This window comes from Corynebacterium sp. HMSC064E10 (genome assembly GCF_001812505.1).
In the GTDB taxonomy this organism is placed as follows: Bacteria; Actinomycetota; Actinomycetes; order Mycobacteriales; family Mycobacteriaceae; genus Corynebacterium; species Corynebacterium amycolatum.
The window spans coordinates 99,757-111,725 of sequence record NZ_KV809174.1; the positions used below are offsets into that span (position 1 = coordinate 99,757).

The following is an 11,969-nucleotide window of genomic DNA, read 5'->3' on the forward strand; positions in this document are numbered from 1 at the left end:
GAAACAGGAGGTATAGCTAAGGTAGTACCCGTGAACCCGGATCTGAATGCTGACCTCAAAGAACTCGACGCGACGCTGACCACCATTGAGAAGGTGGTCGATGTCGACGAGCTTTCCGACCGGATCAGGGAGTTGGAAGCCCAGGCCGCCGACCCGTCGCTGTGGGATGACCCCGACCACGCGCAGCAGGTCACCAGTGCACTGTCGCAGGTGCAGGCGAAGAAGAAAAAGATTGACTCGCTGCGCGGGCGCCTCGACGATCTCTCCGTGATGTACGAACTCGCGGAAGAGGAGGGCGACCCCGACGCCGTCGAGATGGCCGATGCCGAACGCGCTGAGCTGCGTGCCGACATCGAATCCCTCGAGGTCACGACGATGCTTTCGGGGCCTTACGACGAGCGCGAGGCGGTCATCAACATCCGCTCCGGTGCCGGTGGCGTGGATGCCGCTGACTGGGCCGAGATGCTCATGCGCATGTACCTGCGCTGGGCCGACAAACACGGGCATAAGGTCGAGGTTTACGACACGTCCTACGCTGAAGAGGCCGGTATTAAGTCCGCTACTTTCGTCGTCCATGGCGAGTACATGTACGGCACCCTCTCGGTCGAGCAGGGCGCACACCGTCTGGTTCGCATCAGTCCTTTTGATAACCAGGGGCGCCGCCAGACTTCCTTCGCCGAGGTAGAGGTGCTGCCGGTCGTCGAGGAAACAGATCACATCGACATCCCCGAGTCAGATTTGCGTATCGACGTCTACCGCTCCTCCGGCCCAGGCGGACAGTCGGTGAACACCACGGACTCCGCGGTCCGGCTTACACACGTCCCAACCGGCATAGTGGTGACCTGTCAGAACGAGAAGTCGCAGCACCAAAACAAGGCATCTGCCATGCGCGTTCTGCAAGCGAAGTTGCTGGAGAAGAAGCGCCAGGAAGAGCGCGCGGAGCTGGACGCCCTTGGCGCCGGTGGTAATGCCTCGTGGGGTAACCAGATGCGCTCTTATGTGCTGCACCCGTACCAGATGGTGAAGGATCTGCGTACCGAATACGAAGTCAACAACCCACAGTCGGTCCTCGACGGGGACCTCGACGGGTTCATCGAGGCCGGTATTCGCTGGCGCATGGCCCAGCAGTCCGAAGGGGAGTAGTGCTAGAAGGGCGGTTCGTCTTCGGGCGCTTCCGGTGCCTTGGGTGTTTCCGGTGTGGTGGGCTCGTCGGCTTCTCCGTTTCTCTCGTTTTTGTTCATTCCCAGTTCTTCGCGAGCCTGATTTGTCAGCTCCTGTGATTCGCGGAGGTGTTCCAACCTCTGCTCGTTGTATTCCTTGAGTGTCTGTGCTTTCTTTGTCTTGCGCAGGTCGAAAGAGTAGCGACCGTGGCCGGAGAGCGGTCCTGTTTCTGTACTGATAAGCGCAGCTTTTTCGGTGCTTTGATCAGTGGCGGAGGTCCAGTACTCCACGCCGTCGATATCGCGCACGACATTCCAAAGACCGGCCGTTTTTAGATTGTGGTGCCGGCGGCATAGGCAATGGAGGTTGGGCGTTTCGGTTTGGCCACCTTCTTCGGGATTCTCGTGGTTATACGGCTGAATGTGGTCGATGTCGCACTTCGTTGCATCGACATCGCATCCGGGAAAGCGGCAGGTGCCGTCTCTACCTTGGACGTAAGTACGCTGTCTCTCTGTTGGCGAGTACTTTTCCGTTTTCTCGTCCGCTAGTAGCCGGATGCTAGTGACTCGATCGATCCAGGATTCAGTGGCGATTTTGTTGATCCACCCCAGACCGCCGATCCATGCCTCCTGTGGCTTGTCTTGAGTAAGTGGGCAGTACAGATTCAACGTGGCGGTGACCTGAGCAGTCCCGTGCAGAAGGTGTGAAAAAGCCTCGACGAAGTCGCAGTCCTGATCAGCGGTAATTTCTTCCAAGACCTTCTGAAACTCAATTGCCCGCTCAGGCATCAGTTCCATGGTGACTTCAGTGAGGTTGTCCTTTAACTCGAACTTTATAGATTCGCCAGCTTTTTGCTCGATGCCTTTTTGAAACGAAGTAATCGGCGGGTCGTACTCATTTTTAGGGCGCAATAGCGGGCTGACTTCATTAATAAATCGCTGAATATTCTGTTGAAGACTCCGAACCCCGCGAAGAACTTCACCATCGACTCGCGGCGTGATCAGTTCGAGGAGATGGTCTTCGAAATATTTCACAGTAGAGGCGTCATCCAAGGGGAGGAGGGCTGTGGCAATGACCCGCATGTGGGGAAGCGGTAGCTGTGCGCGTTTGAGCAGAAGCTCTTTCAACCGCGGGAGCCGCTCTAGCTGCATCCCGATATCGATGTACTGGAGTGTTCTCCCGCGCGACATGCCAAGAGCTGGAGCGATTTTGGCGATGTAATCTTCGACATCTTTTGTTGAAGAAGACGGAACACAAGCAAGGGCAAGCTGCAGATCAGCTCGATTACGGCCAATTCCAAGACGTGCTGGTGCTGTTTGAGAAATCTCATGGTGAAAGCGTGGCGCTGTTGCTTCCATCGCCGCAGCGTAAGTGCGTTTCCGTGGTATATGTTCCCCGCTGGCCATTGTTGAATCCCCCTGAAAGATAAGGCCTGGATGTTGAAATGTTGAAATAAGGAAGAGGTAGGGAAAATATTTTCGACTAACTCTGAGTGTCAGTTTTCCGAGCTTTAAGCAGCTCGGCGACGTTATTTGGTGTTTTTAATCCTCGCGTTTAATCTTTCATCGCTCATTTTAATCGAACATGTAGGCGAAGTAAAGGGGGGTAGAGATTCTTGAGAAAATTCTTTCGAATACTGTCGTAGCGTGCACTTCTGTGTGGTCGCGCGCTCTGGGGGGGGCAATGTCACCTAGCTCCGCAGCCTCGCTATTCCGGCGCCCAATTCCACGCATTCCAGAGTGACTTGAGTGGCTTAAGTGATTAGAGTGTCTATCTATGATCACTTTCGACGGGGTTACCAAGTCCTACTCGACTTCTAGCCGACCAGCTCTCGACGATGTTTCAGTCCACATAGATAAAGGTGAGTTTGTCTTTCTTATTGGACCGTCGGGCTCTGGTAAGTCGACATTCCTGCGCCTTATGGTGCGTGAAGAGAAAGTGGATTCAGGAAAACTGACGGTTGCAGACCAGGATTTGACTAAGATCTCTCGCCGCAACATCCCGAAATTGCGTCAAAAGGTGGGGTACGTCTTCCAGGACTTCCGCCTGCTGCAAAAGAAGACCGTGTACGAAAATGTCGCGTTCGCATTGCAGGTTATTGGCAAGCCGAAGGCGAAAATCGACAAAGCTGTTCCGGAAACGCTTGAAATGGTCGGGCTCTCGGGCAAGGAAAATCGCTACCCGCACGAGTTGTCGGGTGGTGAGCAGCAGCGCGTTGCCATTGCTCGCGCCTTCGTCAACCGCCCGCTCATCTTGCTTGCCGACGAGCCCACCGGCAACCTCGACCCAAGCACTTCCGGTGACATCATGCTCTTGCTTGACCGCATCAATCGCATGGGGACGACCGTTATCGTGTCGACTCACGACAACGATGCCGTCGACTCCATGCGTCGCCGCGTGTTGGAGCTGGAGCTGGGGCGTCTCGTGCGTGACGACGCCACGGGTGTTTACGGCCTGAACAATTAACAGACAGTCCATCGGTAGAAGAACTCATTCGAAAGGTATTACTGACCTATGAAGACTCGCTTTGTCCTCGGTGAGGCTTTCTCCTCCTTGGGCCGAAACATCACGATGACCATCGCGATGATTATTACGACCGCGGTGTCGTTGGCGCTGCTTGCGACCGGCATCCTGGTTACTGAGCAGACCAGCCGCACGAAGGATCTCTATCTCGATCGCGTAGAAGTGCAGATCGAACTGAATGAACAAATCTCCGCCGAGGACCAAACTTGCTCCTCGCCGGAGTGTGCTGAGGTCGTCGGCAAGCTTGAAGAGACTGACGGCGTTGATTCGGTGACCTTCCGAAATCGTCAGCAAAACTTTGACCACTTCGTGGAGATGTTTAAGGATAGCGACCCCGTGCTCGTAGAAAATGCGACGCCGGAGTCGCTGCCTGCTGTCGTGATGGTGCGTCTGAGCGACCCGACCGATGTCAGCCCGCTGGATCCGATTCGGGAGCTGCCACAGGTCGACCACGTTACTGACCAGCATGAAGAGATCGGTACTGCAGCTCAGAACCTGGACTCGGTGCGAAATGCGACCTTCCTGCTGGCGGCGGTGCAGGCCGTTGCCGCTGTGTTCCTGATTGCGAACATGGTCCAGATTGCGGCGTTCTCGCGTCGTAAGGAAGTTGAGATTATGCGCATGGTCGGTGCCAGCCGCTGGTTCACACAGGCGCCGTTCGTCCTCGAGGCGGTGATTGCGTCGCTGATTGGTGGTCTGCTGGCCATCGGTGCGCTGTTCCTGGGTAAGGCGACGGTCATCGATCCGGCGCTGAGTAACCTGTACAAGGCACAGCTTCTGGCGCCGCTGACCAACGGCGATATTGGTGTGGTGGCGCCAATCGTGGTCATTATCGGCATGGTCTTTGCTGGGCTTGTTGCGCAGGTCACGCTGCGTTTTTACTCGCGTGACTAGGGCTCCAATTAGGTTTGCGATTAGACCCCTCGGTTAAACCCGGTGAATAGGGTCAGGGCAGGGTGCCAGGTAAGCTGAGGACTATGAATAATGACGACGTCCAGCGCCCACCGAAGCTCGACAAGAAGGCTTATGAGGCCGAGCTCAAAAAGCTCCAGGCAGAGCTCGTCGAAATGCAGCAGTGGGTGGTAGAAACCGGTGCCCGAATTGTCATCGTGATGGAGGGTCGTGACGCCGCCGGCAAGGGGTCGGCCATTAAGCGCATCACGCAGTACCTGAATCCCCGTACCTGTCGCATTGAGGCTCTGCCGGCTCCGACGAGCCGTGAGCAGGGTCAGTGGTACTTCCAGCGTTATGTCGAAAAGCTGCCGACTGCCGGCGAAATCGTGATTTTCGACCGCTCCTGGTACAACCGCGCCGGCGTTGAGCGCGTCATGGGCTTCTGTACCTCGCAGGAGTACCGTCGCTTCCTGCACCAGGCTCCAATCTTCGAGCGTCTGCTGGTTGAAGACGGCATTATCCTGCGCAAATACTGGTTCTCCGTGTCGGACGAGGAGCAGGTTGCTCGCTTCAAGTCCCGTCGTGAAGATCCGCTGCGCCGCTGGAAGCTCTCGCCGATGGACCTGGAGTCCATCACTCGCTGGGAGGACTACTCCCGCGCTAAGGATGAGATGTTCATCCACACTGATATCCCGTCCGCACCGTGGTTCACGGTTGAGTCCGAGGACAAGAAGCGCTCGCGTATCAATGTCATCAACCACCTGCTGACCACCATTCCGTACGAGCACATTCAGCGGGATGTTCCGGAAATTCCGGAGCGTCCGGAGTCTGAGGGGAGCTACGAGCGTCCGCCGCGTACTGAATTCCGCTATGTGCCGGACGTTGCCGCGAAGCTCGAAGCTGACCGTGTGAAGGGTGCAGGCAAGTCCGATAAGAAGGGCAAGAAGCACAAGAAGGGCAAGAAGAGCAAGAAGAAGTAGCTTCTTTGTTTAGGCAGTTCTCGCGGCCGTCAGTCGTTCCATCAAGCCAGAGCCTTTCCATAGATAGTTATCTGTGTCACACTGGGTGGCATGACTGCTACTGATAACGGTTCTGGCACGGCACGCACCGAGGTTGATGAGCCAAAGGTGCTGCGAGAAGTCCACGGGCGATCTGGTCACCTTCGGTTGAACAGGCCGAAGGCACTTAATTCACTCGATTTAGATATGGTCACCGAGGTCGTCGAGGGGCTCCGCGCATGGCGTGACGACGACTCGGTGGATCACATTGTTGTTTCATCCGGTCACCCCAAGGCGTTTTGTGCCGGTGGTGACGTGCGCGCAGTTCGGCAGGCTGTGCTCGATGGTGTTCCGGAGCAGGGGGAGAAGTTCTTCCGGGACGAGTACGAGATGAACGCGATGATTGCGGAATTTGCGCAGTCCAAACCATATATCGCGATTATTGATGGCATCGCTATGGGGGGTGGCCTGGGAGTTTCCATGCACGGCTCCCACCGAATCGTGACTGAGCGAGCCAGCGCCTCCATGCCAGAAATGGCAATCGGCTTTGTTCCCGATGTGGGCATTACCTATTTTTCGCAGCATGTGAACACTCAGTTGGGCGGACCCTCGCCCGCGATTGCTCGGTTTGCAGGACTGACCGGTTACCGCCTAACTGCGGCGGACATGCTGTGGGCTGGATGGGCAACGCATGCGGTGCCATCCGCGCAACTGGACGAGTTCGTCGCGGCACTGGACCGAGACGGAATTGATTCGGCGCTTGCGGAGTATGCGCTCGATGTGGACTCGGCTGAGGCTCGTGAGCTGCTCGGTGAGCCGCAGCTGGCCGAGTGGAGCGATTGCATCGAGGCCTGCTTCGGCGCTGATAGCTGGTTGGAGATTGAGCGTGCTCTCAACGAAGCCGCTGAGGCTGGCTCCTGTGCGTCGTCAACAGTGGAGACCTTCCGCGATCTGCTGGCACCCGCCAACCCGGAGAGTCTCGTGGCGGCAGCGGAGCTCTATGCAGCGAACGCGGGTCCGGGGGTTACGCTGCAGGAGGCTCTGAACCGGGAGATGAAGCTCGGCGCTTACATGCGTCAGCACCCCAATTTTGCCGAAGGCGTGCGGGCGGTTTTGGTGGACAAGGACCGCGACGCCACCTTCAAGCCCGCCTCCGTTCAGGAGGTCGATGTCGAGGGGATTCGTCAGCACCTGAGCTAAACAAAACTGTGACGGCCCGTAGTCGGCGCGAAGTCATCGGCAATCATGGCCGCCAATTCGAGATAGCTCTGGGTAGTGGCGGGCTGGAGATTGTCCAGCTCGATATTCGCGCCATTCGCAATGTGCGGGTCATAGGGGATGACCTGCACTGCGCGGCAGCGCTGGGCAAATAGTTCGTGCACGGTCTCTGTGGACAGCCCCTGTTTATTTAGCTCGTTGACCACCACGACAGTGGTAGAAACCAGCCGTTCGAAGCCGTGCGCTGAAAGCCAATCCAACGTCGTCCAGGCGCTTTTCACGCCGTCCAGTGCGGGCGTGGTGACCAGCACCAGGCAATTGGCCGCAGAAAGAATCGAAGCGGCGATGGGCTGCGTCAGGCCGGTACCACAATCAGTCAGGCTCACATTGTAATGACGCCGAAGGATGTCGAGGGCTGCGCAGTATTCACCGTCGGAAAGCGCGATCGTCGATGTCGGGTTTTGGTCGCTGCCGACAACCTCCAGGCGCGATGGAGTGTGAGATGTGTACGCGCGGACCTGCGCATATTTGTCCGTATCCGGGGCTCGGAGCAGATCGCGAATTGATGCGGGATTGGCCGCGGTGACGCGTGCGCCGAGGGTGCCAAAGTCCGGATTCGCGTCGATTGCGACGATTCGGTCACTGCGCAGGCTTGCAAGCGTGGCGCCCAGGCACATGGTTGTCGACGTCTTGCCGACGCCACCTTTCACGCTGACAACAGCGATGTTGTAGTCACCGTAGATAGGCTGTCGCACCCGCTCTATCAGCTCGCGTTGCTTGCGTGCCGACGATGATTCCCGCGGCGAAATTGCGCCCCAGGTAGCCTTATGAACCCAGCTGCGCCAGCCCGACTGTGGTGCCTGCCGCGAGTTCAGGCTAACCGCCAAGTCTGAGACGGAAACTGCGTGAGTGACTGCGTGTTTGGTGGAAGTCATAGACTTCGTCCCCTCCCCAAAATTCCCCAAAGTTTATCCCCGCCGTTGTTTTTACCATGCGGCCAGGACCACGGCGAGCCCAAAGACAGCATCGAGAATTCCGACCTGTTTGGGTGTCCACGGCTTAGCGCGGCGAGCACCGGAGATTGGCATGGCAAAAGACCTGATGAGAAGCCCAATGGTGACAATGGGCACACCGATGCTGATGAGATTCCGGTCGCGGAGCAGGATCCACCCGATGATGGCCGCAGCGGTAATGAGGGCGTGGTAGGTGACCGAGCCAATGAGCCACTGTCGGCTGCCGCGTTTGCGAATCATTGTTTTCACATAGGGCACGGTGCCGACGAAATATCCAGCGTAGATAGCCGCAATTGCCCAGGCTTTCGGGGTTGGCCCGGCGATAATGGGCACCATGAGGCTGGCGGCTAGAACAGTGGAGACACCAGAGAGAAGTGAGCGCGGTCGGCGCTGGTAGGTCTCCCAAATAGCGATAGCGGCAAGAGGGGCGATGAGGGCGACCCAGGTGAGAAGGGAAACGTCGGCAAGCAGAGTGATGCAGCCAGCGACGGCGGTGAGCGCGGTGTATGTGGCGGCGGGTGCCAGATGGCGGCGTTGGCGACGAGAGCGGAGCCAGACGCTGACGGCGAAAAATGCGAAGTAGCCGAGCAGCCACGTCGCGGTTACGGCAAGGCCTGTCCATGTGGGGTTGAGCGCGAGTGCAGTCAGCGGGGGAATGGTGACCATGAACCAAGCGCCGTGCTGGTCCGGAACCCAGCCAGCGGAGCGCTTGTGGTGGGAGCAGCGGGCGGGGCGGGAAGGACGTGGCTGGCGGGGCTTTTGGCTCATACTACGCATTATAGATTCGTAAATATGTCGGGACTGTATTAGATCCTCATTGAATAAAATGCACATGCGCACAAGGCGACAGTGCTAACGTTGAACTCGCATTCTCAGGGCGAGGTGAAATTCCTCACCGGTGGTGAAGCTGCGGCTGACGCAGACAAGTCCACGAGCGCCCTACCTGTGGCCAGAAGGGTCATCAGGTAGGGGACAAGCAGATTTCGGTTGGAATCCGAAACCGACGGTCATAGTCCGGATGAAAGAGAAGGAGTTGAATAATTCGTGGAATACGTGTCGGATTTTTTGGTGGGTTTCCTCACTGCACAGCTCAGTGTGGCGGGAGCACCAATCTTAATTCGAGAAATTGTTGGTAACCTCTTTGGCCTCGCGTGTGCCTTCCTAGGTATGAAACGCAAGGTATGGGCCTGGCCGGTCGGCATTATCGGAAATGCCTTGCTGTTTACCGTCTTCCTCGGCGGAGTTTTCCACACGCCGCAAAATCTTGATCTCTATGGCCAGGCTGGGCGTCAGGTCATGTTTATCGTCGTCAGTCTCTACGGGTGGTTCAGCTGGGTCAAGAGCCGCAATCAGAGCGGTGATGAGGTCGCAATTGAGCCGCGGTGGGCGACGGCAACGGAACGCATTGGGATGATTGCCGTGGCTATCTTCGCCACAGTGATCTGTGCCAATGTCTTTGAGATGCTGGGCTCGTGGGGGCCATGGGCCGATGCCTGGATTTTCGTCGGTTCGATGCTAGCGACCTGGGGCATGGCCCGCGGCTGGAACGAATTCTGGCTGATCTGGATTGCCGTTGACGCCGTGGGAGTGCCGTTGCTGCTCAAGGGTGGCTACTACCCGTCAGCAGCGCTGTACCTCTTCTACGGATGCTTCGTTATTTGGGGCTTTGTCTCCTGGGTTCGACTCGAGCACCAGCACGACAATAACCAGCAGAAGAGCTCCGAGACCGACCAAGTACCGGCTTTGGCAGCAGCCGAGCGGTAGGATAGTCCAGGTGAGCTTCCGACCAGATAACTCCCGTACCAACCGCGCCCATCAAGCCGAAGAGCGTGCCCGCAGTCTCGTGCAGGACGTCCTCGACCGCGAGGAGCGGGTACGCAACAATCTGGCCAGCGCTGATGTCGACCCGTGGACGATGCGTTTCGTCGTCGATGAGTCGATTTCTGAGGGCGCAATCATCACCTGGCGCAATGAGGCCACTCGTGCCCGCCGCATCATGCGCCGCTACGACATTCAACGGGGCTACCGCGAGAAGTTGCGCGAAGTTGAAAAGCGCATCGATGCCATGTTGCACCTCGCGGAGTCGCTGGAGGAATCGTGGGACGCCGCGGCACACGCTTCAAAGAGGCTTTCCGACGCGGAGGCCCGCGATGTCGCCGCCTTTGAGCGTGAGCGCGAGCGGCAAAATGACGCGGCAGAGACTAAGCGTCAGCGTGAGGAGAAGGTCCGCAAGTTCCGTCGGAAAGCGGAAAACATTGCTACCGACGCGTGGGACGCGGGCCGTGACGCGCTGGAGAAGCTGCCGCCACTGTCGTCTTCGTTGAAGGACATCGCGGCCAAGTTCCGTTCGCGGGGCTCGGAGGAGGAACCGCGCGAGGTACGCCGGGCAACCGCCCGCGACCTACGCAAGGAGCCTCCGCTGCCGGAGGACTAGTATTCCTCGGACTTAGCTGCCTGAACCACTTCGGCGAGCTTGGAAATCTCTTCGTGAGAAGGCCTAATATCTGGATGCGTACGGCAGTAGTCCAACAGCAAGTAACCGGCCGTGCGAATGCGACGATGCCCATCCCAGTGCGGAGCGGCGATTTTGGGGTCGTTGGTGGCCAGAGACGAGATGGCCTGGCGCTCGCTGAGCAGCTCGTACTGGAGATCGCGACGAATATCGAGTGCCTGATTCGGAGTGCCGGTTAGCAGCGCGCCGAGAAGAGCACCCATCTGTCGATAGCAGCGCGGAATATGACGCAGGTAGTGCTTCTCAATGCTCTCGGTCGGCCAGAAGTGCAGGACAGCGAGAGCCAGCGCGCAGGCGATACCGACTTCCAAAACACGATCGGTCACAATCGGTGCGAGCTCGCCAGCGACATTTCCGCCCAGCAGCAGCGCCAGCGGAGTGGTGACGATCGTCGTCAGCGCATAGTTCTTCACCACGAGAATCTCCGCGCCGAATTGGCAGGCTGCAAGCGCGATAAGTAGCGTCCAGCTGTCCAGGCCAAAGGAAAAGAGCAGCGCATAGAGGAAAATGCCGATAATCGAGCCCACCATGCGGTGAATTCCTCGAATCGAACCGGCGGTGCGGTCGGGGCCCCACTGTAGAGTCATCAATGCGCTGACCACCGCCCAGTCAGGCCGGTCAAGACCGACTAGCACGCTGATGAGACCAGCTAAGCCGCCAGTAATAGCCACCTTTGTCGCAGTCATCGACGCGTGAGAATAGCGCTCGAAAGAGCGGAAGACTCGGTAGCTTACGCTTGGCCGAGCGAGTGGAATGGTTGTCTGTGTCTCGTCGATAAGGTTAGGTGTGTCCACGATGTCCACAGCGCTGCCGTGCACGCCCAAGCGGCCGCGGATAGCAATCAGTCGCTGATGAGCAGCGATGACACGGTTGACCAGTTCCGTATGGGAGGGCTTGACGATTTTGCTGCCACGGATGATGCCTGCGTCGGCAAGCGATTCCCATGCGTCGGTGAGTGCAGTTTGCGCCTGGTGATGAACGGCGAACGATGTCGAGTCTGATTTTTCCATCGCCTCGATGGCTGATTCAAGGGATTGGACGGCCGCCATCTCGGGGCCGTGCGGATTCCATAACCGCGGTGCCATGCCGATGACTATCGCCGAAAGCACACCAACGGTAGCCCACATGGCGGTTTCAACCGGGTTGAAGCCAAGGCGGGCGACCATTGTGGTACCGCCTGAGACCATCACAATGAAGAATGAACCTGGTGGTGGCAGGCGCAGTGCGTTTTGGATAAAGGCGCCGGCGGTAGCCAGCGTCGTGGTAAAAAGTGCGATGAGCAGCAGCCATAGATTACTGTCGCCGGAAGCGATCTCACTGTGGACCACTGATCCAACAAAACTGCCGGACATAACGCCGGCGACCAGGCACAGTCCGGCGATGGCCATCACGCGCAGGCGACTGCGGTAGGGGTGGCCTTCGCCATAGATGACCACGCAACCACCAGCGGCGATAAGGAGCATCTCCGAGCCATGGCCGGTGAGAAGTGCCACGGCACCCGGCAGGAATAGCGCGAGTGCTGCGCGGAGGGCACCGGGCCATCTCTGCGCACGGGAGTGGAAGGCAGTAAAAAGCTGCCATGCACTTGGTTGCGGAGGAAGCTCAACCGTTTGGCTCAATGTTGGTGAAATCTCCTTATCTCTATTGGGT

Annotated in this window: 11 protein-coding genes and 1 riboswitch; of the genes, 7 read left to right on the forward strand and 4 right to left on the reverse strand. The window is 57.9% G+C overall.

What is annotated here, in order from left to right:
- Positions 1 to 30 precede the first annotated feature (30 nt).
- A complete protein-coding gene (gene prfB, locus HMPREF2860_RS08780; protein ID WP_070628826.1) occupies positions 31 to 1,143 on the forward strand; it encodes a peptide chain release factor 2 in 1,113 nt (370 codons plus the stop codon).
- Between the two features lie 2 nt (positions 1,144 to 1,145).
- On the opposite strand, the gene HMPREF2860_RS08785 is transcribed toward prfB, so the two are convergent.
- The gene (locus HMPREF2860_RS08785) at positions 1,146 to 2,519 is read right to left on the reverse strand and encodes an HNH endonuclease signature motif containing protein (RefSeq protein WP_239393075.1); all 1,374 of its coding nucleotides are present in this window, start codon (positions 2,517 to 2,519) and stop codon (positions 1,146 to 1,148) included.
- 418 nt (positions 2,520 to 2,937) lie between these two features.
- Here HMPREF2860_RS08785 and ftsE point away from each other — a divergent pair, with 418 nt between their 5' ends.
- The 4 genes from ftsE (at position 2,938) to HMPREF2860_RS08805 (ending at position 6,776) form a co-directional block, all read left to right on the forward strand.
- On the forward strand, positions 2,938 to 3,627 hold the full coding sequence (ftsE, locus tag HMPREF2860_RS08790) for a cell division ATP-binding protein FtsE (protein ID WP_038626265.1): 690 nt from the start codon (positions 2,938 to 2,940) through the stop codon (positions 3,625 to 3,627).
- A gap of 48 nt (positions 3,628 to 3,675) precedes the next feature.
- On the forward strand, positions 3,676 to 4,578 hold the full coding sequence (ftsX, locus tag HMPREF2860_RS08795; RefSeq protein ID WP_038626263.1) for a permease-like cell division protein FtsX: 903 nt from the start codon (positions 3,676 to 3,678) through the stop codon (positions 4,576 to 4,578).
- A gap of 83 nt (positions 4,579 to 4,661) precedes the next feature.
- Positions 4,662 to 5,558, forward strand: a complete 897-nt coding sequence (ppk2, locus tag HMPREF2860_RS08800; RefSeq protein WP_049181362.1) for a polyphosphate kinase 2 — start codon at positions 4,662 to 4,664, stop codon at positions 5,556 to 5,558.
- A 90-nt stretch (positions 5,559 to 5,648) separates the two neighbouring features.
- On the forward strand, positions 5,649 to 6,776 hold the full coding sequence (locus tag HMPREF2860_RS08805; RefSeq protein ID WP_049181361.1) for a 3-hydroxyisobutyryl-CoA hydrolase: 1,128 nt from the start codon (positions 5,649 to 5,651) through the stop codon (positions 6,774 to 6,776).
- Here HMPREF2860_RS08805 and HMPREF2860_RS08810 read toward each other — a convergent pair.
- Positions 6,773 to 7,729: a MinD/ParA family ATP-binding protein gene (locus tag HMPREF2860_RS08810; protein ID WP_049181359.1), complete on the reverse strand. Its 957-nt coding sequence runs from the start codon at positions 7,727 to 7,729 to the stop codon at positions 6,773 to 6,775. The genes HMPREF2860_RS08805 and HMPREF2860_RS08810 overlap by 4 nt on opposite strands.
- Positions 7,730 to 7,780: 51 nt before the next feature.
- A complete protein-coding gene (locus HMPREF2860_RS08815) occupies positions 7,781 to 8,575 on the reverse strand; it encodes a YwiC-like family protein (RefSeq protein WP_065422984.1) in 795 nt (264 codons plus the stop codon).
- Between the two features lie 96 nt (positions 8,576 to 8,671).
- Positions 8,672 to 8,841: riboswitch (FMN riboswitch) on the forward strand.
- A gap of 10 nt (positions 8,842 to 8,851) precedes the next feature.
- On the opposite strand from HMPREF2860_RS08815, the gene pnuC reads away from it, so the two are divergent.
- Both pnuC and HMPREF2860_RS08825 read left to right on the forward strand, forming a co-directional pair.
- Positions 8,852 to 9,571, forward strand: coding sequence for a nicotinamide riboside transporter PnuC (pnuC, locus tag HMPREF2860_RS08820; RefSeq protein WP_049181354.1), 720 nt, complete (start codon positions 8,852 to 8,854; stop codon positions 9,569 to 9,571).
- A 10-nt stretch (positions 9,572 to 9,581) separates the two neighbouring features.
- Complete coding sequence (locus tag HMPREF2860_RS08825; protein ID WP_016423226.1) at positions 9,582 to 10,241, forward strand: hypothetical protein; 660 nt, start codon at positions 9,582 to 9,584, stop codon at positions 10,239 to 10,241.
- On the opposite strand, the gene HMPREF2860_RS08830 is transcribed toward HMPREF2860_RS08825, so the two are convergent.
- Entirely contained in the window at positions 10,238 to 11,938 is a 1,701-nt protein-coding gene (locus tag HMPREF2860_RS08830) for an FUSC family protein (RefSeq protein WP_038626251.1), read from the reverse strand. The genes HMPREF2860_RS08825 and HMPREF2860_RS08830 overlap by 4 nt on opposite strands.
- Positions 11,939 to 11,969 lie beyond the last annotated feature (31 nt).

What these genes read in the sequence shown, in the direction of transcription:
- ftsX (WP_038626263.1), top strand. Translation starts at nt 3,676, where the DNA reads ATGAAGACTCGCTTTGTCCTCGGTGAGGCTTTCTCCTCCTTGGGCCGA.
- HMPREF2860_RS08785 (WP_239393075.1), bottom strand. Translation starts at nt 2,519, where the DNA reads ATGGAAGCAACAGCGCCACGCTTTCACCATGAGATTTCTCAAACAGCA.
- HMPREF2860_RS08805 (WP_049181361.1), top strand. Translation starts at nt 5,649, where the DNA reads ATGACTGCTACTGATAACGGTTCTGGCACGGCACGCACCGAGGTTGAT.
- ppk2 (WP_049181362.1), top strand. Translation starts at nt 4,662, where the DNA reads ATGAATAATGACGACGTCCAGCGCCCACCGAAGCTCGACAAGAAGGCT.
- HMPREF2860_RS08815 (WP_065422984.1), bottom strand. Translation starts at nt 8,575, where the DNA reads ATGAGCCAAAAGCCCCGCCAGCCACGTCCTTCCCGCCCCGCCCGCTGC.
- HMPREF2860_RS08810 (WP_049181359.1), bottom strand. Translation starts at nt 7,729, where the DNA reads ATGACTTCCACCAAACACGCAGTCACTCACGCAGTTTCCGTCTCAGAC.
- ftsE (WP_038626265.1), top strand. Translation starts at nt 2,938, where the DNA reads ATGATCACTTTCGACGGGGTTACCAAGTCCTACTCGACTTCTAGCCGA.